Below are 21182 nucleotides of genomic sequence, written 5' to 3' on the forward strand. Positions count from 1 at the left end.
CGCGCCGGGGCGCGGGGCCGCGGGGGGGGGCGGCCGGGCCGCGGGGGCGTGGTCGCGGGCCCCCCCCCCCGCGGCCGCCCCCCGCGCCCCCGGGGGGCCCCCCCCCCCCCCCCCCCCGCCCCCCCGGCCGGGCCGGTCTCAGTGACCGCGCAGCCGCCCCACCCCCTCCAGTGCCCGCGCCGCCGCGCCGGCCAGGAGGGGCCGGTTGCGGACGAAGCGACGGGCGGCCCGTGCGGGCACCCGCCCCAGCCAGTGGACGGCCCCGCCCGGCACCGGCCGTACCACGACTCCCTCGTACACCCGCAGGTCACGGGTCTTGAGCGACTCCTTGTAGCGGGCCGGACCGCTCCCCAGATCGACCGTCTCGACGCCGTCCGCCGCCGCGGCCTGCAGCATCCTCAGCTGGAGCACGAGTCCGGGGGAGTACTTGGCGTAGGCGCGGTCGTACGCCGGGAACCACCAGGACAGCACCGTGCGCGAGCGCAGACCGAAGTGCGCGGCCACCGGCCGGTCCGCCGCGTACAGCACGGACAGCACGCCCCGGCACTCCGGTTCCTCGCTCTGCCCGAGCAGCCCCACCAGCCGGGTGATCCACTCCTGCGCGAACCGGTCGCGCCGGCCGGTCCGCCGGTACTGCGCCGACTTCCACTCCATCAGCGCCCGCAAGGCATCCGGATCCCGGGCGTCGTACGCGAACCGCACCTCGCCGACCTGCCGGGCCAGCCTGCGCTCCTTGGCCAGGGTCTGTCTGAGGAAACTCGGCGACTTCGCGCGCAGCCGCCGCGTGTACGGCTCGAACCCGTCGCCGATGTCGACGACCGGGGAGGCGAGTTCCTCGACCGCGTGCCTCACGAACACCCGCTGACCGGCTTCGAGGTTGTCGAACTCCCAGGACGACAGCGCGCAGGACCGCAGTAACCTGCGGGCGTCGAGCCGGATCCCGGGGCGTAGGACGACCCCCTGGCTGTCGGACACGCCGAGCCCGATGGCCCGGCCCTGCCCCAAGGGCCCCCTCTCGTACGGGAAGAACCCGACCGGGGAGCCGTCGTCGAGCAACACCGCCACTCTGGCCGCGGGCCTGACCTGCCCCACCGCCGCGGTGAACGCCGGGTCGAGAAAGGGATTCGCCGGGGCACCCGACTCCGTCCGAATCTCCCGCCACATCTTCTGGTCGGAAGGGCTCAGTTCGTCCGGCTTGAGAATCAGAACACGCTGTCCGGGCAACTCCGCCTCCTGTGTCATCGGCATGGGGGACACACGAAGGCCTGCACATCACCGCGTACCGGCACCAGGCAGTACTCGGGCCGCACGGCGCAGGCCCTGGTCGGTACTGCCGTCGCTCAGCAGCGAAACGCCTGCAACTCAACGGCGTTGGGGGCGGCTGCGGCCACTCCTGGACGCCGGCCCGTTCCCGCCGCCCGGACGTCCGCACCACCCCGGTCCACCATGGACGCGCCGGTCACCACGGTGCCCGCCCGGGCCGCTCCCGCCGTCCTCGGCGTCCGCGCCGCCGACTGCCGAACCGACGGCTCCTCCTCGCACGGACAGGGCTCCCCGGCCTCTTCGGTTCCGGCCTCTTCGGTTCCGGTCTCTTCGGTTCCGGTCTCTTCGGTTCCGGCCTCTTCAGCTCCGGTCTCCTCGGCTCCGGTCCGCTCGGCTCCGGCTCCATCGGCTCCGGTCCCTTCACCCCCGGCGCTCGAAGCCGCCCCCGGCTCCACCGAGTTCACCGCCGCCGTGACCGCGGCGTCAGCCACGCGGCCGCCCGGCGCGGCCCCCGGAACGGCGAGATGCAGCAACAGCAGGCAGGCCACCAGGCCCACCGCCGCTGCCCATCGTCGCCGCACCATCAGACCCCTGACCTGCGTATCGGCGGGGGAGGACGGAGCGATTCGGCCCAAGAGGCCGACGCCGGACCAGACCCCCGACACGGCCGGCTGCGCCTTCAAGTAGGCCGAGCGCATCCCGCCCCGTCAAGCCCTTGTGAGCCGATTCGCCCCCGCTCGGCCACTAGCTGCCGGAATGCCAACGGAAAGCGCTGTCGGCGCTTGCCCGCTCTCCTGTGGCGCCGGGTCAGTTGCGGCCCGGCAGGCTCAGCACCTCGCCCGCCTTCGGGGCCCGGATGTCGAGCGGTTCGTCGAAGTCGCCGAACGAGGTGGTGGTCTGCTGTGCGGCGCTCTTGTAGACCGTCCTGAGCAGGTACGGCTTGCCTTCGGCCGCCACGTAGAAGGTGTACGTCCCCTTCTTGTCCGCCTTGTCGGTCACGATCAGCTCGACGGCCTTCGTACCCTCGACGCGAGTGGAGCCGCCCTTGCGTGCCATGCCGAACGAGTCGAAGGGCCGTTCGCAGGAGGCGAGTCCGTCGCCGCCCCGGGCGGCCGGGTCCACCGGCGTCCTCACCCACAGCTTCTGCTCGCCGGTGACGCCCGGATAGTTCTTCCACTTCTGCACGTAGGCCCGGTCCGGCCGGACGTAGTCCGTCTCGCCGAGCCGGATCTGCTCCAGCGTGCCGCCCCCGGACCAGGTGGTCCTGGATCTGCAGCGGCTGTCGAGGTCGGTCACGAGGCGGTTGGTGACCGAACCGCCGCTCTGCGTGCGGATGGTGATGTCGACGGTGACCGAACTCAGCTTCCGCATCGTCGCGTTGGCCTCGTCGAGGATGTCACCGGCGGACTTCTCCTCACCGGTGCCACCGGCGCCGCAGCCGGTCAGTGCGGCACCGGCCAGCAGGAATGCGAGGGCGGTCGTCGTCACGGTAGCCATGGCCCGCACGGAGCCCCCCTGTTTTCCTGTCGTCCGATGATCGGCAAGGGAGCCTACCCGGCCACCGTGTTCAGGCGGTGCCGCCGACCTCACGGACCAGCTCGATCGCCCGGCCGAGGGTGGCGAGCCGGTCCTCCAGGGTCTCACCGGCCGGATAGAGACGGACCGTGTCCACCCCGGCGTCCCGCCAGACGCGCAGCCGCCGCCGCACCATCTCCTCCGTGCCGATGAGCGTGGTCGCCAGCACCATCTCGTCGGTGACCACACCGGCCGCACCGTCCCGGTCGCCCGCCTGCCAGCGCTCCCGAACCTCCGCCGCGACCTCCGCCCAGCCCTGCCGGCTGTAGGCCCGGTTGTAGAAGTTGGCCGACGCGGAGCCCATGCCGCCCAAGCTGAAGGCGAGTTCCTTCTTCCGGCCGGCGACCATGGCGCCCAGCGCCTCCTCGTCCGGGGCGAAGGCGACCTCGGCGCCCTGGCAGACGTCGAAGCCGTCACGGCCGCGGCCCGCGGCGGCCAGCCCCTCGTCCAGCGGAGCGAAGTAGGCGTCCGCCGCGCCCTCCGGTACGAAGCTGGTGCCGAGCCAGCCGTCCGCGACCTGGCCGGTCAGCCGCAGCATGGCGGGTGACAGCGCGGCCAGATAGACGGGCACGGCGTGCTCGGCCCGCATGGACAGGCGCATCGGCACCGCCTCCCCGCCGGGCAGCGGAATCTGGAACTCCGAGCCCGAGTAGGAGATCTTGCCGCCGGTGAGCACCTGCCGCACGATCTCCACCGTCTCGCGCACGCGCGCCAGGGGACGGGCGAACGGCACCCCGTGCAGGCCTTCCATCACCTGCGGACCGGACGGGCCGAGCCCGAGCAGGAAGCGCCCTCCGGACAGGTTGGACAGGGTGATCGCCGTCTGGGCGAGCGCCACCGGAGTGCGCGTCCCGACCTGCATGACCGCGGAGCCCAGCAGCATCCGTTCCGTACGGGCCGCGTAGAAGCCCAGGGCGGACGGGGCGTCGGAGCCCCACGCCTCGGCCACCCAGCAGACGTCGAGCCCCAGTTTCTCGGCCTCGACGACGAAGTCGGCCTGCCGGGACCAGGAGCCGAGGCCCGACGCCTCGACGGTCGTCGCCGTCCGCATCAGGCCTCCGCCCACTGCCGGACGCACTCCAGCGCGGCGGTCATGCCGCGCTCGAACTCCCGCAACCTCACGAACACGATCTTCTGCTCCTTCGCCGGCATGGCGTCGATCGCGAAGGAGAGCCCGGAGCGACCGGGCCCCATCCGCATCCACTGCGACACCTCGGTCCCGCCGTTCACGGGTGTGAGGACGAACCGCCAGACGGCACTGGGTTCGTCCGGATCCCCGACCGCCCAGGAGAACACCCGGTCGGGCTCGCACGCGACGACCGTGGAGGTCGTCTCCCACTCGCCGAACGCCTCGTGCTTGTTCCGCCCGACGAACCGGGCCCCGACCACGGGACCGGAGGCCCCGTCGACCCACCGCACCGACTGGAGTTCCTCGCTCATCTCCGGCATCCGCGTCACATCCGACACCAGCGCCCACACCCGCCCCGGCGGGGCGGCGATCCACGTACTCACCTCGACCGTCGGTCCGTCCGCGTACCGCGCGCCCGTCCACTCCATCGCGTGCCGGCCTCCTCGTCGACAGGAACTGTGGCAGGCAGCAGAGTTGCGTAATGAGACTCACAAGGTCAAGGAGGAGTGCGCGTCCACTGCCGACAGCGGTGGCGCGGGCGGGCGCCGACGTGCCCCGGTGCGTGGAACCGCGCTCGCGGGCCGCGTACGCTACCGATGGCTCCGCCCCCGAAGATCGTCACGTCTGACGTCACTCAGGGCGGGGGAGTTCATCGGGGATGGCGGTAGCCATGCCGATCCGTCGGCGGGCACGATGTTTCACGGCCGGGCGCGGTCCGGAAGGTCCGCCCGCGCCTTCGAGCGGAGGACGACATGGGATCGGCGATGAGCGAGCGGAATCACCGCCGGCAGAGATGGGCGGCCAGGGGAGCCCTGGCCTCAGTGGCGCTGGCGGCGTTGCTGCCCCTGGTGACCGGCGGTCTGAAGGGCCTGCTGCTGCTCGCGGCAGGCCTGGCGGGAATCGCCCTGACCGCGGCCGCGCTCTGGTGGGTCCTGTCCCGCCGGGGACCGGTCCGCACAGCGGCGGCCGCACTGGCCTTCGTCACCCCCGTCGCCGTCATCACGCTCTTCGCGGTCGCGAATCTGCTCTGGGTGGTCTTCGCGTCCCTGCTGCTGTGGTGCCTCGCGGTCTGGAGCGGCCGCTACGCCCTGCGTAGCACGGGCCTGCGGCCGGTGCGGGTCAAGGAGTACCGCACGCCACCGCCGAAGCGCCCCTTCCTCCTGCTCAACCCCCGCTCCGGCGGCGGCAAGGTCGGGAAGTTCGGCATCAAGGAGAAGGCCGAGGCACTGGGCGCCCGAGTCGTCCTCCTCGACCCGGAACAGCACCAGGACGTCACCGCCCTGGCCAAGGCCGCCGTGGCCGACGGAGCCGACCTGCTCGGCGTCGCGGGCGGCGACGGCACGCAGGCTCTGGTCGCCGCCGTCGCGGCGGAACACGGCCTGCCGTTCCTCGTCATCTCGGCCGGCACGCGCAACCACTTCGCCATGGACCTGGGCCTGGACCGCGACGATCCGTCCACGTGCCTCGACGCCCTCACCGACGGGGTGGAACTCCGCGTCGATCTCGGCTTCGCCGACGACCGCCCCTTCGTCAACAACGCGTCGTTCGGCGCGTACGGGGCCGTCGTCCAGAGCCCGGGCTACCGCGAGGACAAGGTGGGCGCGGCGCTGGAGCGGCTGCCCGAACTGCTCACCCGGCAGAGCGGCCCGCGGCTGACCGCCGGCGCCGACGGCACCGTCATCGCCGATCCGCAGGCGGTGCTGGTGAGTAACAACCCGTACCGCATGGACGATCCGTTCGGCTTCGGCCGGCGCCAGCGGCTCGACTCCGGGAAGCTGGGCGTGCTCGCCGTCCGCGTCGACAGTGCCGTGGAAGCGGCCGAACTCCTGCTGGCCCCGCGCCCGGAGGGCCTTACGATGCTCACTGCCCAGCACGTGGTCGTCGAGGCCGACGCACCGCACCTGGAGGTCGGCCTGGACGGCGAGGCACTGATCCTGCCCGCCCCCGTCCACTGCCGCATCGCCCGCCGTGCCCTGCGCGTCCGGGTGCCCCGCAACCGCCCCGGGGTCCCCGAGGCGCCGCCGCGCCTGGACTGGCGCCGCCTCCGCAAACTGGCCGCGGCGGTCGGCCGTACGGCCGCCCCCTCGCGCTCCCGGCGCCCCTGAACACGGCACCTGACCGCCGCCATACTGCACCTGGCCGCCGCCGCACGGCCTACGGCTGGCGGTCTGTCGGGCCCGGCTGCCGGCCTCGCGGCGGCGTGCGCCGCCGCGGGGCCGGACGGCCGCGTTCTTCGCGCTCGCGGCGAAGCAAAGAATCTAGGCGCCCTTCGGCCCCGCCTGCTGCACCACCTCGAACGACCAGAGCGTCGAGCCGCTCGCCGCCGCCTTGGGGCGCTCGCCGCCCTCGCCGCCGCCCTGGTGCGCGGCCTTCATCGGTCCTTCCATCCAGGCCTGGAACGACGCCTCGTCACGCCACCGGGTGTAGACGAGGTACGTGTCGGTGCCCTCCACGGGGCGGAGCAGCTCGAACCACTCGAAGCCGTCGGAGCTCTCCACGGTGTGCGCGCGGGAAGCGAACCGCTTCTCCAGCGTCTCCCGCTGCTCGGCGGGCACGGTCAGCACATTGATCTTGACTACGCTCATGGGCCCATCTTGCCCGATGGTGCATCTGCGCAGGCTAAGACCTACGCCATCAAAGGTTTTGAACGTGTTCAAAATATGAGCTGGGGTCATTCCCACACGTCGAGGGGGAGTGACATGAAGATCGTGATGCCCGGCGGGACCGGGCAGGTCGGCACAGTCCTGAAGCGCGCGCTCAGCGCGGCCGGACATGACGTCGTGGTGCTGAGCAGGCGCCCGGGGCGGCAGGGCGAGGTGCACTGGGACGGCGCCACCCCGGGGCCGTGGGCGGAGGAGATCGACGGCAGCGATGTCGTGGTCAACCTGGCCGGCCGGAGCGTCAACTGCCGCTACACGCCCGCCAACCTCCGGGAGATGATGGACTCGCGGGTCCACTCCGCCCGGGTCGTGGGCGAGGCGATCGCCGAGGCCGCTCGGCCGCCCCGGGTCTGGCTCCAGATGAGCACCGCCACCGTCTACGCCCACCGCTACGACGCGCCCAACGACGAGGCCACCGGCGTGATCGGCGGCAGCGAACCCGACGCCCCCGGCTACTGGGCCTACAGCGTCGACATCGCCAAGGCCTGGGAGCGGGAGCAGGAGACGGCCGGCACCCCGCACACCCGGAAGGTGGCCCTGCGCGCCGCCATGGTGATGAGCCCCGACCGCGGCGGCGTCTTCGACGTCCTGCTGCGGCTGGCCCGGCTGGGCCTCGGCGGCCCCGTCGCCGGCGGCGCACAGTACGTGTCGTGGATCCACGACCAGGACTTCGTCCGGGCGGTCGAGTTCCTCGTCGCCCGGGACGACATCACGGGGCCGGTCAATCTCGCCGCTCCCGGGCCCCTGCCGCAGCGCGACTTCATGCGCGCCCTGCGGGCCGCGTGGGGGGTCCCGGTGGGCCTGCCCGCGACGCGCTGGATGGCCGAGGCCGGTGCCTTCGTCCTGCGCTCGGACACCGAACTGCTGCTGAAGAGCCGCCGCGTCGTCCCCGGCCGCCTCCTGGACGCGGGCTTCACGTTCGGGCACCCCGACTGGCCGGCGGCCGCGGACGACCTCGTACGGCGGTTCCGCAGCCGTGGCGTGGGGTGAGCCCGGGTCAGCCCTGCTTCCTGCCCTGCTCCAGGGCCTTGCCGGTCATGTCGGTGACCTGCCCGGCCGGGGGCGCGTCCGCCTCCACCTCGGTGCCGAAGTCGGTGAAGTCCATGACCGTGCGCACCGTGACCTTCTGGGGCGAGGAAGAGGCGTCGGTGGAGGACCGTTCCGTCGACCCCGGTGCGGATTTGAGGGTCATGTCGATCTGCTGACGGCGCATGCGGCCCTCTTCGTCCAGCCACACGTCCATCGGGAGGGTGGGACCGACCTGCTTCCGCAGCGCGTCGCCGCCCGGCAGCTTCGCGACGTCGACGGAGACGCGGTACCGCGTGGTCTCGACGCCGTCGATCCTGGCCGTGCCCTTCTTGGTCACGTCCTTGTCGGTGATCGCCTTGGCGTACGCCGCGGACCGCGCCGGATCGCTCATGGACCGGTCGCCCGTGCCCTGCTGTGCGGAGACCTTCCCCAGGTCGATCTTGATCCAGGGCTTGCCGCCCGGCGCCTGCCCCTCCGGCATCTTCTGGTACAGCACCTGATCGACCACCCGCTGCTCGATCCGCTGCCCCTGCACCGTGAGCGTCATGACACTGTCGCCGTCGTCCAGGTCCACGGCGCCCTGTCCGTTCGCGGTCTCCGAGGCGCCCTGGGCCGAGGTCTGCACCCGCAGCCTCACCTTGGCGGTGTCCTCCTCGGCCGTCCTGTCGTAGGCCGAGCGCACCGCCTGTGTGCCCTGCTCCTGTGCGTCGCCCCGCGCCGAGGAACCCCCTGCGCCGTCACCCGTGCCGTCGTCGTCGCCGCAGCCGACCAGCACCGTGCCGGCCAGCACACCGGCGACGCCTAAGGCACAGACCTTCCTGCCGTTCCCTGCCCTGCGCATCGAACCAGCTCCTCTCAGGTGTGGTGCGACCCAAGTGCCCCTGCCGGGCATGAACACACGCGTGTGTGCGAGGAGTTGGTCTCCGGCCCGGTCAGCGGCGCCCGCGGAGCTTGCCCAGCAGCCGCTGGGCCTGGGCCCGCTTGCGCGGATCGGCGGCGGCCCGCCGTGCCTGCTCGACGGCCCGCCGCCCCTGCGGGCTCCGGGCGAACTGCTTGATGCGATTCAGGATGCCGGCCATGTGCACTCCCTCGTGTTCTGACGTCGTCTTGCCTGCAGTTCGCTTACCCCTCCGACGAGGTGCTCAGCCCTGCGCAGGCCCGGACGGTGCGCGGCCGAACGTTTGCCGCGGGAGTCAGAGGCAAGTCGGAGTCCATGACTGAAGAGAACAAGCGCACGAATCAGAAGCCGACCACCATACGGGCGACGGAGTCCAAGGCCCGTCGCACGGCGGACAAGGCGACCGCGCCGGCGACCCAGGCCGCCAAGCGCGCGACGACGAAGGCCGATGACGCGGCGTCAGCCGTCAAGGCCGGCGCCGAGCGCTCCGCCGAGACGACGACGGCGGCCGTGCAGACCGCGGCCAAGGGGGTCGAGGCGGGCCGCCAGGCGGTCGTCGCGGCGTCCGGCCAGGTCGCCGCCACCGCGAAGACCGCCTGGACGGTGATCGCCCACCGCAAGGCCGTCGCCGCGGGCGTCGGGGCCGGCCTGACCGCTCTGACCGCCGCGTCGTACGCGGTGGGACGGCGCGCCGAGCGCCAGGCGTACGGCCCGCTCACCCGGCTCACCGGCGGGCGGATCTGACCAGGGGCGACGGCGCCCGGCAAGGCGCCCACCAGGGAGGAAGGCGGCGCGGCGCATCACCGGGAGTCCCGGTGGTACGCGGCGCCGCCTCCTCGTGGTGCGTGCTGCGGTCCGGCGGTTCGCCGCGTGGCCTGGCGCACATCCGGCACTCACAGCGGTGCCCCTCTCGCGTGTCACGGCTGTGACGAGGAAGGATGAGTGCGCAAGCGAAGGATCACACCACGTGGAGGAGCGGGCCCATGCAGCACGAGCGAGCGGGCAGTCCGGCCGGTCCCGAAGATCTCATCGACGTCGCTCGGCTGGTCACCGCGTACTACGCGCTCCATCCCGACCTGGACGACCCGGGTCAGCGCGTCACGTTCGGAACCTCCGGACACCGCGGAACCTCACTGGCCGGCGCGTTCAACGACGACCACATCGCCGCCACCAGCCAGGCCATCTGCGAGTACCGCGCGGCCCAGGGCACCGACGGCCCGCTGTTCCTGGGCGCCGACACCCACGCCCTGTCGGAGCCCGCGCGGGTCACCGCGCTGGAGGTCTTCGCCGCCAACGAGGTGACCGTGCTGATCGACGAGGCGGACGGCTACACGCCGACCCCGGCGGTCTCGCACGCCATCCTCACCCACAACCGCGGGCGCACCACCGGCCTCGCCGACGGTGTCGTCGTCACCCCGTCCCACAACCCGCCCGCCGACGGAGGGTTCAAGTACAACCCGCCCAGCGGCGGGCCCGCCGCCTCCGACGCGACCTCCTGGATCCAGGACCGGGCGAACGAGATCATCCGCGGCGGCCTGAAGGACGTACGGCGCATCCCCCACGCCCGGGCCCTCGCCGCGGCCACCACCGGCCGCTACGACTTCCTGGGCACCTACGTCACCGACCTGCCCGGCGTCCTCGACCTGGACGCGATCCGCGCGGCGGGCGTGCGCATCGGGGCGGACCCGCTGGGCGGGGCGTCCGTCGCCTACTGGGGCCGGATCGCCGAACAGCACCGTCTCGACCTCACCGTGGTCAACCCGCACACCGACCCCACGTGGCGGTTCATGACGCTGGACTGGGACGGCAAGATCCGCATGGATTGCTCGTCGCCGTACGCGATGGCGTCGCTCATCGAGCAGCGCGACCGCTTCGACGTCGCCACCGGCAACGACGCCGACGCCGACCGGCACGGCATCGTCACCCCGGACGCGGGGCTGATGAACCCCAACCACTACCTCGCCGTCGCCATCTCGTACCTGTACGCCCACCGTGACCGCTGGCCCGCGGCCGCCGGTGTCGGCAAGACCCTGGTGTCCTCCGCCATGATCGACCGGGTCGCCGCCGACCTCGGCCGCGAACTGGCCGAGGTGCCCGTCGGGTTCAAGTGGTTCGTGGACGGACTGGTCGACGGCACCATCGGCTTCGGCGGGGAGGAGTCGGCCGGGGCGTCCTTCCTGCGCCGGGACGGCTCCGTGTGGACCACCGACAAGGACGGCATCATCCTGGCGCTGCTCGCCTCCGAGATCACCGCGGTCACCGGGAAGACCCCCTCGGAGCACTACGCCGCGCTCACCGCCCGCTTCGGCGAACCGGCGTACGCGCGGATCGACGCGCCGGCGTCCCGCGAGGAGAAGGCCCTGCTCGCCAAGCTCTCCCCGGCCCAGGTCAGCGCGGACACCCTGGCAGGGGACGCGGTCACCGCGGTGCTCACCGAGGCCCCCGGCAACGGCGCCTCCATCGGCGGCATCAAGGTGACCACCGACAACGCCTGGTTCGCGGCCCGCCCCTCGGGCACCGAGGACGTCTACAAGATCTACGCCGAGTCGTTCCGCGGCCCCGACCACCTCCACCAGGTCCAGGAGGAGGCCAAGACCGTGGTGCTGACGGCGCTTTCCAGCTGAGCGCGGGCACGCGACGGCCCGGGTCACCTCACGGTGTCCCGGGCCGGGCGGGTTTCAGCTGCGCAGGCTGCGGGCGGGCAGCACGACATGCGCCGCCGACGTGAGCACGTCCTCGTCGGACGTGAAGGCGGCCAGCGTCTCGACGTCGCCGGGCTCGGCGCCCTCCGGCCACAGCCGGGTGGCGAAGACGAGGACGGCGTACCCGAGTTGGCCCACGGTCTCCAGGTCAGGTCTCCGGCGGGACGAACTGGGACTTGAGGTGCCGCACGGTGCGGACGGCCGACCCCGGCACGACGAGCAGGCCGACCGGCAGACTCGGCCGCTGGGTCGCGTGGACGAGGCCCTCGCCCGGGGGATGCCGGCGCCGGTCAGCAGCTGCCCGATGGCCTTCGACGTGGCCTCCGGGCCGTCGCACCGTCGCCGAGGGAGCACGCCAGGAGGTACGGAACGTCCCCGCGGGGGTCGTGCCCCGCCAGGACAGGACGACGAGGGAGCCCAGGTCGTCGGTGTGCACGGACTGCGTTTCGGGTGAGATCGAGGTCACCGCGGAACCCATCGGCGCACCGGGGCGGCGCACGGCCCGCCGTCACCCGACTGGACCACGCCCCGCCGGGCTCTCCACACGAGCGAGGGCACATCTCCTGTGGACACCGGCTCGTCGGCGCGGACCGCGATACAGGACACTGGAGGAAGATCCGACCCGGGAAGGACCGTCACGTGATCATCTTCGGCACCAAGGGGTACCTGTACCAGCTGGCGATACTGACGCTGGTCTGCGGCCAGTGCGGCAACCCCGCCGCGCACACGCTCAGGAAGCGCGTCACGAAGTTCACGCTGTTCTTCGTGCCGCTGTTCCCGATCTCGACGAAGCACCTCACGCAGTGCACCTTCTGCGGTGCGGAACAGAAGGTGACCAAGGAACAGGCGGAGCAGCTGCAGGCCCAGAGCGCGAGCGGCGACGGCGGCCAGACCTACGGGCAGCCGCAGCAGCAGCAACACCGGTTCTGAGCCCGGCCGGGCTTCCCGGGGCGGGGAGGTGCTCAGCCGGTCGTGAGCGCCTCGTCCGCCAGGCCCAGGTGCCGTCGGAGGGCGTCGCGCCCCTGCTCCGTCAGCCGCACGACGCGGGAGCCGTCACCCGGCACGAGCCAGGACGCCTCCAGCGCGCGGTGGAACAGGGCCGCGGCGACCGCGCCCGCCAGGTGCGGGCGCCGCTCCGTCCAGTCCAGGCAGATCCGCACATGCGGACGGCCCGCCGCCCCCGCCGCCTCGTCCGCGATCCCGAGGCGTGCCAGCCATGCCGTGCCCGACGCGGTGAGCGCCGGGCCCGACTCCCAGGACAGCAGCCCGCGAGCGGTCATGGCATCGGTCATCGCCACGGCGAGGGAGCCGCCGAGATGGTCGTAACAGACGCGGGCGAAGCCGACGGCGCGGTGCCGCCGGGCGGCGGTGAGCGAACGGACCGGGACCAGCCGGCGGGGCGCCCTGGCCGCCAGCGCCTCGACCATCTCCGCGATGCCGGGGTCCGCCAGACGCACGTGGCGGTGCCGGCCCCGGCGCTCCTGAGCCAGCAGACCACCCGCCACCAGCCGGTTCAGATGGCTCGTGGCCGTGGACGGCGCCACACCGGCGAGGCGGGCCACCTCGGAGGCCGTCCAGGCACGGCCGTCGAGCAGGGCGAGACAGATCGCGGCGCGCGTGCGATCGGCGAGCAGCGCCGCCAGCGAGGCGAGATCCGGTTCTTCGGCATGGACGTCGGGACTGGTCACCGGCCGATTGTCCCCGGCCGACGCTTCGACGCGCATCGAAACGTCCCGCCCGTAGCGTCAGGGCCATGACGACCGACACCCACCGAGTGATCCGGCCGAGCGTCCTCTACTTCGGCACGCCCGTCGTGCTGCTGACCACCGAGAACGACGACGGCACCTGCAATCTCGCCCCGATCTCCTCCGCCTGGGCCCTGGGACAGCACATCGTCCTGGGCATCGGCAGCGAGAGCCGGACCGTGCGCAACCTCGCCGAGCGCCCGGAACTCGTGATCAACGTCGCCTCGCCCGAGTTGTGGGAGCACGTGGAACGCCTCGCACCGCTCACCGGGGCCGACCCGGTGCCCGAGACCAAGCGGGCGCTGTACCGCTACGAGCCGGACAAGTTCGCCGCGGCCGGGCTCACCCCGGCCGTCGCCGACCTCGTGACGCCGCCGCGCGTAGCCGAGTGCGCTCTCCAGCTGGAGGCACGGGCCGCCGTGCTGACCCCCGGCGGAGCGGGCCGCTTCTTCAGCGTCGAGTGCCAGGTCCTGCGCGTCCACGCCGCCGACCGCGTCGTCGTACCCGGCACCCACCACATCGACCCGGCCGTCTGGAGCCCGCTCATCTACAACTTCCGCCACTACCACGGCCTGGCTCCCGAAGTCGGCCACGGCTTCCGCTCGGAGACGGCCGGGGCCACCGCCTCCGCCGTCTGACCCGCCCAGCACCCTGCCTTGCCGGGACGGCACCGAACCGTGTGGGAACCGGAAGATCCCGGGTACTCGTCCGCCACGGGCCCGGACCTGTGTGGGCCGATGGGCCTCCAGCAGTCGATCAGGAAAACGGAGGCATACAGATGAGCACCGTGAAGGAAACCGTGGAAGTCGACGTCCCCGTCCACACCGCGTACAACCAGTGGACCCAGTTCGAGGAGTTCCCGAACTTCATGGAGGGCGTCGAGGAAGTAAGGCAGCTCGACGACCGTCACAACCACTGGACCACCAAGATCGGTGGAGTACGGCGCGAGTTCGACACCGAGATCGTCGACCAGCTGCCCGACGAGCGCGTCACCTGGCGCACGACCAGCGGAGACACCCACCAGAAGGGCACGGTCCGCTTCCAGCGCCTGGACGACACGCACACCCGGGTGGAGCTCGTGATGGACGTCGAGCCCAGCGGAGCCGTGGAAAAGGCCGGGGACATGCTCGGCGCGATCGACCGCCAGATCAAGGGCGACATGAAGCGCTTCAAGCAGTACATCGAGAAGCGCGGCGGCGAGTCCGGCGCCTGGCGCGGACGCATCCAGCCCGGCGGAGACACCGGCCCCACCCCTCTCTGACACCCAGGGCCCCGGGCTCCCGGACCCGGCCTCCACCACAACGGTGGAGGCCGGGTTCTTCTGTGCCCGCTTCCGTGTCCCCGACGCGGGGAACCTGTGGTGTTTCGGTCATCTCGGTGACATGCACCTGTCCAAATCGCACTCCTGGTGGCACGCTGCCCTCTGATTCGCAGCGACACCCCTGCCTGACCGGGTGGATGAGCCCCGCCACCCGGCCCCCACAGCAGAAGGAGACCGCGTGACAGGCACACTCCGTAGCCTTCGCTCCTGCGGCAGCGGCACCCGCGTTCGTCACACCGTCCTCGGCGCACTCGTCGGCGTTGCCGCGCTGCTGGCGACCGGTGTCACCGCCATACCGGCGAGCGCCGCGCCCGACCCGGGAACCGTGGCGCCCTCGGCGCGGGAACGCGCCCTCGCCTTCTGGACCCCGCAGCGGATGCGCGAGGCCACCCCGCTCGACGTCCTGTCCTTCGACCGTTCCGACGTGCGGACCTCGGCACCCCGCAAGGGCAAGGCGACCGTCGTGGCACCCAGCACGCCCGCCGCCGACACCGGCCCCCTGGCGATCCCGAACGGCGGCGGCCCCTGGACCGGTGGCGGCGCGGTGACCAAGACCGCGGGGCGGGTGTTCTTCACCTACCAGGGCCGCACCGCGTCCTGCTCCGGCAACGCCGTCACCAGCGCCAACAAGAGCACCGTGATCACCGCGGGCCACTGCGTGAAGCTGGAGGGGGCCTGGCACACCAACTGGGTGTTCGCTCCCGGCTACCACGACGGACAGACCCCGTACGGCACCTGGACGGCGTCCAAGACCCTCTCCACACCGCAGTGGACCGCCAGTGAGGACATCAACTACGACATCGGCGCGGCCGTGGTCGCCCCGCTGGACGGAAAGAAGCTGACCGACGTCGTCGGCGGCCAGGGCCTGGCCTTCAACACCGGCTACAACAAGGCCATGTACGCCTTCGGCTTCCCGGCCGCCGCTCCCTACGACGGCCAGAAGTTCATCTACTGCAGCGGCACCACCTACCGGGACTTCCTGCTGTCCGGCGACCACGGCCTGACCTGCGACATGACCGGCGGCTCCAGCGGCGGCCCGTGGTTCACCCGGTTCGACGAGGCCACCGGAACCGGCCTGCAGTCCTCGGTGAACAGCTTCAAGTACAACTTCCTGCCCAACGCCATGTACGGCCCGTACTTCGGCGCGGACGCGCAGAACCTGTACCAGAGCGCCCAGTCGTCCTGAGCGACCGGCCATCCGGGAGCCGGGTCCTCCGTCCGGCGGCGGGGGAGGACCCGGCTTCCGGGCGTCGCAGCGCGGGCGGCAAACACGTTGCGCCGGCCGGTGGTTCCGACAGAATGCCGGGATGATCGGCAACCGCATCACCTACCGCACGGCGGACGGCGTCCGCGTCACCGGAACCTGGCGACACGCCTTCATCCGCAACGGTGACTACTTCCTCACCGATCTGTTCATCTACGCGGACGGGCTGATCGACTGCTGGGGCCTGGTCACCCTGGCGGAGTTCGCGGAGAAGTTGCGCCGCGGCTGGGTGGCCACCGAACTCCCGGACGGCGCAAGGGTGTCCGCCCATGAGCTGGCCGCGTGGCGGTTCAGCGAGCCGCGCACCTGGCTCACGCCCGAGCTGCTGCTGGCCGAGGTCCGGGACACCATCGACCAGCTCAACGGACGCCCGGACTCCACGGACCGCTGCCTGGCCGCGGTCGGCACGTTCCTCGCCGACCGGACGGAGCGGAACCGGGCCGCGGCCCGCGCCGCCTACCTGGCCATCCCCGAGACCCAACGCCACTACGCGCTCGGCGACATGGACCGCGAGGACTGGCCGCTCCAGGTCCTGGTGACCGGCCCCGGCGAGCACCTGGACGGCACTGCGGCCGGCGAACCGGTCACGCGGGAGGAGTACGACGAGGCGATCGCCTACTTCGAGGAACGGGCGAAGTGGATCGCCGAACGGCCCGCACGGGTCCCGGCGGACGGACCCGCGACACCGGTCGCCCCCGCGATCCACCTCTACGAGAGCTATTCCCGCACGCCCTCGGACGACCCGGGCACGAAGGCCCTCCGCAACGACTTCCCCGCCCCCGTCCCGGCCGACGGCGTCACCTACCCCTCCGTCGCCCACGCGTACTGGGCCCTCTCCACCACGGACCCCGGTGCCCGGGCCGCCATCAGGGACGCGGACACCGGATACGCCGCCCGGAACACGGCAGCCGGCGCGCCCCGGCGCGACGGCTGGGACCAGGCCCGCACCGCCGTCATGACCGCCCTGCTGAGGGCCAAGTACACCCGGCACCCGGCCCTCGCCCGGATCCTCCTGGACACCCGCGACGCCACACTCGTCTACGACGACTCCGACTCCGGCTACTGGGGCGACAACGGCGGCCGCGGCCGGAACTGGACGGGCCGCCTCCTGGAACTCGTCCGTTCCGAACTCCGCGCCGATCAGGCCGGAATCACCCTCCCGGAACCGGCCACCACACCAGGGTGAGCGACGGTGCGCCGGCGGTTCAGCCGGTCGCCTCGGCGAGCAGCCCCACCTGCTCCAGCCCCGACGCCGCGGGCACGAAAATGAGCTCGTCACAGCCGGCCGCGGCGAACGCGTCGGCGTACGACGTCACCATCTCCGCGCTCACCGCGGCACTCGCCGCGATCTGCGCGGCGGCGTCGCCGAGGAAGCCGTAGTAGTGCTGGAGATAGCCGTCCGCGTGAGCCCGGGCGTCCGGGCCGAGCGCGAAGTAGGCCAGCGCCAGTTTGCGCGGCGCGCCGGTACGCCCCGCCTCCTTCCACGCGGTGTCGACGCCGGCCGAGGCCTCCGCGAACATCTCCGGCGTACCACCGCCCATGATCCAGCCGTCGGCCAGCCGGGCCACCCGCCGGAAACTGACCGGGGTCGACCCGCCCAGGACGAGCTCGGGACCACCCTCGCGCGCGGGCTCCGGCCCGATCGCACCGGCCAGCCCCCGCTCCTCGCCCGCCCAGACGCGTTTCATCTCCGTCAGCTGTTCTTCTAGGCGGCGCCCCCTGCCCTCGGTGGACAGACCGCTCGCGGCGAAGTCGTCGTCCCGCCCGCCCAGGCCCACACCGAGCACGAACCGCCCCCCGGAGAGCCGGTCGAGGGAGGCCGCCTGCTTCGCCAGCAGCGCGCTGTTCGTGTACAGCGGCCCCAGCAGCACACTCGTCGTCAGCCGGATCCGGCTGGTGACCGCGGCGGCCGCACTCAGCGCGACCAGCTCCTCGTACCCCGGGTAGACCAGCCGCCCGATCGTCCCGAGCGTGCTGAACCCCGCCTCCTCGGCCCGCCGGGCCCACTCCACAAGAACCGAACCCTCGGTCCCGGGAACCGTGTTGGGAAGGCCTATACCGATGTCCATGTCCACCTCCGGTCGTGAGAGGGGGATCACCTACCCACCCGGTGCCGGGCGAACCGGATGTGACGCACCGATCACAGAGTGAGGGATTTCGCGACCGCGCGATGGGCATGCATCGATCGTTTGTCGCCCTCACAAGGAGTGAAACCGGCCATGAACGCTCCCGCGACGTCCCCCACCCGCACCGCTCCCGGAGCCCTCCCTCTCCTCGGCCACGGCCTTCAACTCGCCCGCAGCCCCCTGCCCTTCATCAGCTCCCTGCGCGAACACGGCCCCGTGGTACGCATCCGGATAGGCCCCACCCCGGCCTACGTCGTCACCGATCCCGCCCTGACCCGCAAGGTCCTGGTGACCGATGCCGCGCACTACGCCAAGGGCGGCAAGATCATCGATGCCCTGCGTGTCTTCTTCGGGGACGGGCTCGCCACGATCGCGGACGGCGACGCCCACCTGCGCAACCGGCGCCTGATGCAGCCCATGTTCAACAAGGCGCACATCGCCGAACGCGGTGACGCCATGATCGAACAGGTCGCGGCGATGGTCGGCGCGTGGCCCGAGGCACGGCCGCGCGAGGTGTACGAGGACATGAACGAGGTCACGCTCGCGGCCTTCCTCGTCGCCCTGTTCGGCGCCGACCTTCCCGAACACCTGGAGGGCGAGTTCACCGCGCTGATGCCGGAGATCATGAAGGGAACGATCCGGCAGACCATCCTCCCGCCGTGGGTCACCCGGCTGCCGCTGCCCGCGAACCGGGCGCACGCCCAGCGCGTGGCCCGCCTGCGCGCCCTCATCGACCAGGCCATCGACCACCGCGCGAGCCGGGCGACCGGCTCTTCCTCCGGTGCGGATACGCCTTCCGGCGCTGAGACGGCTTCCGGTTCCGAGGCGGGTTCGGGTGCCGATACAGCTTCCGGCGCCGAAGCGGTCTCCGGTTCCGGAGCGATCCCCGGCTCCGAAGCGGCCTCCCGTTCCGAAGCGGCCCCGGACGCCGCCGGATGCCCGCACGCGGCAGTCCGTGAGCAGCAGGCCGGCCTCTTCGACACCCTGCTCACCGCCGACAACCCGCTGACCCGCCAGCAACTCCAGGACGAGGCGATCACCCTGCTGACCGGAGCGATCGAGACCACGGGCACCACACTGGCGTGGACGCTGTACGAGATCTCCCGTCAGCCGCGGATCGAACGGCGGCTGCGCGAGGAACTCGCCACGGTCTGCGGGGACCGTCCCCTGCGCTACGGCGACCTCGACCACCTGCCGTACGCCCGCCAGGTGTTGCAGGAGGCCATCCGCAAGTACGGGCCGGCCTGGCTGGTGACCCGGACCGCCACCCGCGACATCGACCTGGGCGGCCACCTCGTCCCCCAGGGCGCCGACGTGGTCTGGAGCCCCTACCTCCACCAGCACGACCCCGACGTGTTCGCCGACCCCGCCGCGTTCGACCCGGACCGCTGGACACCGGAGAACGTGTCGGCCACCCGCGGCTCGTTCCTCGCCTTCGGCGACGGCCGCCGCAAGTGCATCGGGGAGAACTTCGCCTGGGCCGAACTCCAGATCATCCTCGCGACCATCCTGCGGACCTGGCAGTCCTTCGAGCTCACCTCCCCGGCGCCCCGGCCCCAGGCCGTGGTCACGGTCAAGCCGGACCGCCTGACCATGGAGTTCCGCCGGAAGGAGGCACCGGCGCGGCCGACGAGCGACAACCCGTCCCGGGAGGTGACCGCGCCGGATCCGGGCCCGGACACGACGCCCACCCCGTCCGGCAGTTGACGCCACGGGGCGGCAGCGCCACCGGAACCGGTTCCGTCGGGGACACCGGCTGCCCCGTCCCGCTCACCAGCCCCTTCGCACCGGCCCCGGGCAGCACCCACACCGGCGATTCTCGGACGCCGGACGCGGTACACCGCGTGTCGCCCTCCCGGGCGGCCCACACTGGAACCCATGCGCGTGGTGATCATGACGGCTGGATCGCGCGGCGACGTCGCGCCGTACACCGGGCTGGGAGCGGGGCTGGCGCGGAGCGGGCATGAGGTCACGCTCGTCACCCACGGCGTGTTCGAGCCGCTGGCCGCCGGTTCCGGCGTGCGGTTCCACCCGACCCCCGTCGACCCGCACGCCGTGTCGCACTCCGACCGCGGCCGCAGCCTGCACGCCAGCACCACCGGGCTCGGCAAGCTGCTGCGCGCCGTGTCGATGGCACGGTCCGCGGCCGAGGAGATGACCGACGCCCTGGTCCAGGCGGCCCGCGGCGCGGACGCCCTCCTGGCCGCCGGTGCCGTGGCACCGCTGGGCCTCGCCATCGCCGAGAGCCTGGCCCTGCCAAGCCTGGGGTTGTTCCTCCAACCCCAGCATCCGACACGCGAGTTCGGCGCGCCCATGCTCGGCGGACGCTCGCTTGGCGCCGTGGGCAACCGCCTGGGCGGAGCAGCCGTCGCCACCGCCGTCGACGGGGTCTTCACCCAGGCCATGCGCCGGCTGCGCACCCGGCACGGTATGACCCTGCCCGGCACGGCCGCGCTCCGCCGGGCCCATGAGCGGGCACGGTGGCCCGTGCTGCACGGATTCAGCGAACTGGTGGTGCCGCGCCCCCGGGACTGGCGTCCCGGACTGGACATTGCCGGGTACTGGTGGCCGTACGACACCCGCACGCTGCCCCGGGAGTTGGAGGAGTTCCTCGCCGCCGGACCCGCCCCGGTCTTCGTCGGGCTGGGCAGCGCCACCGTGCCGGACCCCGAGCGCCTCAGCGGCGAGATCGTGCGCGCCCTGCGGGCGGCGGAACTGCGCGGCGTGATCCAGCAGGGGTGGGCGGGCCTCGCCGCCGACGCCGACGATGTGATCACGGTCGGCGACGTACCGCACGCGCCGCTGTTTCCCCGGATGGCCGCCGTGGTCCACCACGCCGGGGCCGGCACCACCGGCGCCGTCCTGCGCGCGGGCGTCCCCACCGTGCCGGTGCCGGTGCAGTTCGACGGCGGCTTCTGGGCGGCCCGACTCGTCGCACTGGGCACCGCGCCCCGCGCCGTCCCACTGCGCCACCTCACCGCCGAGGCCCTCGCGCCCGCACTGCGCCGCGCCACGACCGACCCTGCCCACCGCCACCGCGCCCAGACCCTGGCAAGCCGACTGGCAGAGGAGGACGGCGTGGCACCGGTCCTGGCCGCGCTCGACCGGCTCGCCCCATGACCGGTCGCCTCGGCCTCGTGGCCGGTCGCCCTCGCCTCGTGGCCGGTCGCCTCGGCCTCGTGGCCGGTCGCCCTCGCCTCGTGGCCGGTCGCCTCCGCCCCGTGCCCCCCTCGCCCCACTCCCGCTCACCAGCTCACGTCAGCGGCACTGTCGACCCCCTGATGACCCCCGGCAGGGCAGCGTCTCTACTTCCGACCGCCGCGTGCCGGGGATCGCCGTGGACAGGGCGCGCGGCGCCGCTCGGCCGACCTGTTCCAGTTTCATGTCGACACTTGGTCAGCGGCGGCCGGGACGCAGACGTCAGGGCCGGAGCCGCTCCGGCACCTACCTCACCCTGATCAGGAACTGGC

Annotated in this window: 22 protein-coding genes; 11 read left to right on the forward strand and 11 right to left on the reverse strand. The window is 72.6% G+C overall.

What is annotated here, in order from left to right:
* Positions 1-138 precede the first annotated feature (138 nt).
* The 4 genes from ACIBL4_RS38710 to ACIBL4_RS38725 all read right to left on the reverse strand — a co-directional run bounded on the left by ACIBL4_RS38710 (position 139) and on the right by ACIBL4_RS38725 (position 4395).
* A complete protein-coding gene (locus ACIBL4_RS38710; protein WP_399416580.1) occupies positions 139-1242 on the reverse strand; it encodes a GNAT family N-acetyltransferase in 1104 nt (367 codons plus the stop codon).
* An 828-nt stretch (positions 1243-2070) separates the two neighbouring features.
* Entirely contained in the window at positions 2071-2760 is a 690-nt protein-coding gene (locus tag ACIBL4_RS38715) for a hypothetical protein (protein ID WP_399416515.1), read from the reverse strand.
* A 70-nt stretch (positions 2761-2830) separates the two neighbouring features.
* Positions 2831-3889: an LLM class flavin-dependent oxidoreductase gene (locus ACIBL4_RS38720; protein WP_399416517.1), complete on the reverse strand. Its 1059-nt coding sequence runs from the start codon at positions 3887-3889 to the stop codon at positions 2831-2833.
* Positions 3889-4395 carry an SRPBCC family protein gene (locus tag ACIBL4_RS38725; protein ID WP_399416518.1) on the reverse strand — a complete coding sequence of 169 codons (507 nt, stop codon included), beginning with the start codon at positions 4393-4395 and terminating at the stop codon, positions 3889-3891. The genes ACIBL4_RS38720 and ACIBL4_RS38725 overlap by 1 nt, the downstream gene beginning before the upstream one ends.
* Positions 4396-4719: 324 nt before the next feature.
* Between ACIBL4_RS38725 and ACIBL4_RS38730 the strand changes: the two genes are divergently transcribed.
* Positions 4720-6072, forward strand: coding sequence for a diacylglycerol/lipid kinase family protein (locus ACIBL4_RS38730; protein WP_399416519.1), 1353 nt, complete (start codon positions 4720-4722; stop codon positions 6070-6072).
* 153 nt (positions 6073-6225) lie between these two features.
* Here ACIBL4_RS38730 and ACIBL4_RS38735 read toward each other — a convergent pair whose 3' ends face one another.
* Entirely contained in the window at positions 6226-6552 is a 327-nt protein-coding gene (locus ACIBL4_RS38735) for an antibiotic biosynthesis monooxygenase family protein (protein WP_399416520.1), read from the reverse strand.
* Between the two features lie 114 nt (positions 6553-6666).
* On the opposite strand from ACIBL4_RS38735, the gene ACIBL4_RS38740 reads away from it, so the two are divergent.
* Positions 6667-7617, forward strand: coding sequence for a TIGR01777 family oxidoreductase (locus tag ACIBL4_RS38740; protein ID WP_399416521.1), 951 nt, complete (start codon positions 6667-6669; stop codon positions 7615-7617).
* A 7-nt stretch (positions 7618-7624) separates the two neighbouring features.
* Here the strand turns inward: ACIBL4_RS38740 and ACIBL4_RS38745 are convergent, their stop codons facing one another.
* Together ACIBL4_RS38745 and ACIBL4_RS38750 are read right to left on the reverse strand one after the other, a co-directional pair.
* Positions 7625-8497, reverse strand: a complete 873-nt coding sequence (locus tag ACIBL4_RS38745; RefSeq protein ID WP_399416522.1) for a hypothetical protein — start codon at positions 8495-8497, stop codon at positions 7625-7627.
* Positions 8498-8588: 91 nt separating this feature from the next.
* Positions 8589-8735 (reverse strand): hypothetical protein, encoded by a 147-nt coding sequence (locus ACIBL4_RS38750; RefSeq protein WP_274813646.1) that lies wholly within the window; start codon positions 8733-8735, stop codon positions 8589-8591.
* 134 nt (positions 8736-8869) lie between these two features.
* Between ACIBL4_RS38750 and ACIBL4_RS38755 the strand changes: the two genes are divergently transcribed.
* Together ACIBL4_RS38755 and pgm are read left to right on the forward strand one after the other, a co-directional pair.
* Entirely contained in the window at positions 8870-9298 is a 429-nt protein-coding gene (locus ACIBL4_RS38755; protein ID WP_399416524.1) for a hypothetical protein, read from the forward strand.
* A gap of 239 nt (positions 9299-9537) precedes the next feature.
* Positions 9538-11178, forward strand: a complete 1641-nt coding sequence (pgm, locus tag ACIBL4_RS38760; RefSeq protein ID WP_399416525.1) for a phosphoglucomutase (alpha-D-glucose-1,6-bisphosphate-dependent) — start codon at positions 9538-9540, stop codon at positions 11176-11178.
* A 54-nt stretch (positions 11179-11232) separates the two neighbouring features.
* Here the strand turns inward: pgm and ACIBL4_RS38765 are convergent, their stop codons facing one another.
* Both ACIBL4_RS38765 and ACIBL4_RS38770 read right to left on the reverse strand, forming a co-directional pair.
* Positions 11233-11394: a DUF5949 family protein gene (locus ACIBL4_RS38765; protein ID WP_399416526.1), complete on the reverse strand. Its 162-nt coding sequence runs from the start codon at positions 11392-11394 to the stop codon at positions 11233-11235.
* 10 nt (positions 11395-11404) lie between these two features.
* The gene (locus ACIBL4_RS38770; protein ID WP_399416527.1) at positions 11405-11722 is read right to left on the reverse strand and encodes a DUF5949 family protein; all 318 of its coding nucleotides are present in this window, start codon (positions 11720-11722) and stop codon (positions 11405-11407) included.
* Between the two features lie 173 nt (positions 11723-11895).
* Between ACIBL4_RS38770 and ACIBL4_RS38775 the strand changes: the two genes are divergently transcribed.
* On the forward strand, positions 11896-12186 hold the full coding sequence (locus ACIBL4_RS38775) for a zinc-ribbon domain-containing protein (RefSeq protein ID WP_399416528.1): 291 nt from the start codon (positions 11896-11898) through the stop codon (positions 12184-12186).
* A 32-nt stretch (positions 12187-12218) separates the two neighbouring features.
* On the opposite strand, the gene ACIBL4_RS38780 is transcribed toward ACIBL4_RS38775, so the two are convergent.
* Complete coding sequence (locus tag ACIBL4_RS38780) at positions 12219-12944, reverse strand: ArsR/SmtB family transcription factor (RefSeq protein ID WP_399416529.1); 726 nt, start codon at positions 12942-12944, stop codon at positions 12219-12221.
* A gap of 65 nt (positions 12945-13009) precedes the next feature.
* On the opposite strand from ACIBL4_RS38780, the gene ACIBL4_RS38785 reads away from it, so the two are divergent.
* From ACIBL4_RS38785 to ACIBL4_RS38800, 4 genes are all read left to right on the forward strand, one after another.
* Entirely contained in the window at positions 13010-13639 is a 630-nt protein-coding gene (locus ACIBL4_RS38785; protein ID WP_399416530.1) for a flavin reductase family protein, read from the forward strand.
* 140 nt (positions 13640-13779) lie between these two features.
* Complete coding sequence (locus ACIBL4_RS38790; RefSeq protein WP_356928968.1) at positions 13780-14262, forward strand: SRPBCC family protein; 483 nt, start codon at positions 13780-13782, stop codon at positions 14260-14262.
* A 238-nt stretch (positions 14263-14500) separates the two neighbouring features.
* Entirely contained in the window at positions 14501-15508 is a 1008-nt protein-coding gene (locus tag ACIBL4_RS38795) for a trypsin-like serine peptidase (protein WP_399416531.1), read from the forward strand.
* A gap of 121 nt (positions 15509-15629) precedes the next feature.
* On the forward strand, positions 15630-16772 hold the full coding sequence (locus tag ACIBL4_RS38800) for an NADAR family protein (protein ID WP_399416533.1): 1143 nt from the start codon (positions 15630-15632) through the stop codon (positions 16770-16772).
* Positions 16773-16791: 19 nt separating this feature from the next.
* Here the strand turns inward: ACIBL4_RS38800 and ACIBL4_RS38805 are convergent, their stop codons facing one another.
* Entirely contained in the window at positions 16792-17655 is an 864-nt protein-coding gene (locus ACIBL4_RS38805; protein WP_399416534.1) for an LLM class flavin-dependent oxidoreductase, read from the reverse strand.
* 150 nt (positions 17656-17805) lie between these two features.
* Between ACIBL4_RS38805 and ACIBL4_RS38810 the strand changes: the two genes are divergently transcribed.
* The gene (locus tag ACIBL4_RS38810; RefSeq protein ID WP_399416535.1) at positions 17806-19419 is read left to right on the forward strand and encodes a cytochrome P450; all 1614 of its coding nucleotides are present in this window, start codon (positions 17806-17808) and stop codon (positions 19417-19419) included.
* Positions 19420-19590: 171 nt separating this feature from the next.
* Positions 19591-20832 (forward strand): glycosyltransferase, encoded by a 1242-nt coding sequence (locus ACIBL4_RS38815; protein ID WP_399416536.1) that lies wholly within the window; start codon positions 19591-19593, stop codon positions 20830-20832.
* Positions 20833-21182: the final 350 nt, after the last annotated feature.

This window comes from Streptomyces sp. NPDC050416 (genome assembly GCF_044458845.1).
Taxonomy (GTDB): domain Bacteria; phylum Actinomycetota; class Actinomycetes; order Streptomycetales; family Streptomycetaceae; genus Streptomyces.

Excerpts from the sequence above, each read along its gene's own strand:
- ACIBL4_RS38710 (WP_399416580.1), bottom strand. The coding sequence starts at position 1,242 with ATGACACAGGAGGCGGAGTTGCCCGGACAGCGTGTTCTGATTCTCAAG.
- ACIBL4_RS38715 (WP_399416515.1), bottom strand. The coding sequence starts at position 2,760 with ATGGCTACCGTGACGACGACCGCCCTCGCATTCCTGCTGGCCGGTGCC.
- ACIBL4_RS38720 (WP_399416517.1), bottom strand. The coding sequence starts at position 3,889 with ATGCGGACGGCGACGACCGTCGAGGCGTCGGGCCTCGGCTCCTGGTCC.
- ACIBL4_RS38725 (WP_399416518.1), bottom strand. The coding sequence starts at position 4,395 with ATGGAGTGGACGGGCGCGCGGTACGCGGACGGACCGACGGTCGAGGTG.
- ACIBL4_RS38730 (WP_399416519.1), top strand. The coding sequence starts at position 4,720 with ATGGGATCGGCGATGAGCGAGCGGAATCACCGCCGGCAGAGATGGGCG.
- ACIBL4_RS38735 (WP_399416520.1), bottom strand. The coding sequence starts at position 6,552 with ATGAGCGTAGTCAAGATCAATGTGCTGACCGTGCCCGCCGAGCAGCGG.
- ACIBL4_RS38740 (WP_399416521.1), top strand. The coding sequence starts at position 6,667 with ATGAAGATCGTGATGCCCGGCGGGACCGGGCAGGTCGGCACAGTCCTG.
- ACIBL4_RS38745 (WP_399416522.1), bottom strand. The coding sequence starts at position 8,497 with ATGCGCAGGGCAGGGAACGGCAGGAAGGTCTGTGCCTTAGGCGTCGCC.
- ACIBL4_RS38750 (WP_274813646.1), bottom strand. The coding sequence starts at position 8,735 with ATGGCCGGCATCCTGAATCGCATCAAGCAGTTCGCCCGGAGCCCGCAG.
- ACIBL4_RS38755 (WP_399416524.1), top strand. The coding sequence starts at position 8,870 with ATGACTGAAGAGAACAAGCGCACGAATCAGAAGCCGACCACCATACGG.
- pgm (WP_399416525.1), top strand. The coding sequence starts at position 9,538 with ATGCAGCACGAGCGAGCGGGCAGTCCGGCCGGTCCCGAAGATCTCATC.
- ACIBL4_RS38785 (WP_399416530.1), top strand. The coding sequence starts at position 13,010 with ATGACGACCGACACCCACCGAGTGATCCGGCCGAGCGTCCTCTACTTC.
- ACIBL4_RS38790 (WP_356928968.1), top strand. The coding sequence starts at position 13,780 with ATGAGCACCGTGAAGGAAACCGTGGAAGTCGACGTCCCCGTCCACACC.
- ACIBL4_RS38800 (WP_399416533.1), top strand. The coding sequence starts at position 15,630 with ATGATCGGCAACCGCATCACCTACCGCACGGCGGACGGCGTCCGCGTC.
- ACIBL4_RS38805 (WP_399416534.1), bottom strand. The coding sequence starts at position 17,655 with ATGGACATCGGTATAGGCCTTCCCAACACGGTTCCCGGGACCGAGGGT.
- ACIBL4_RS38810 (WP_399416535.1), top strand. The coding sequence starts at position 17,806 with ATGAACGCTCCCGCGACGTCCCCCACCCGCACCGCTCCCGGAGCCCTC.
- ACIBL4_RS38815 (WP_399416536.1), top strand. The coding sequence starts at position 19,591 with ATGCGCGTGGTGATCATGACGGCTGGATCGCGCGGCGACGTCGCGCCG.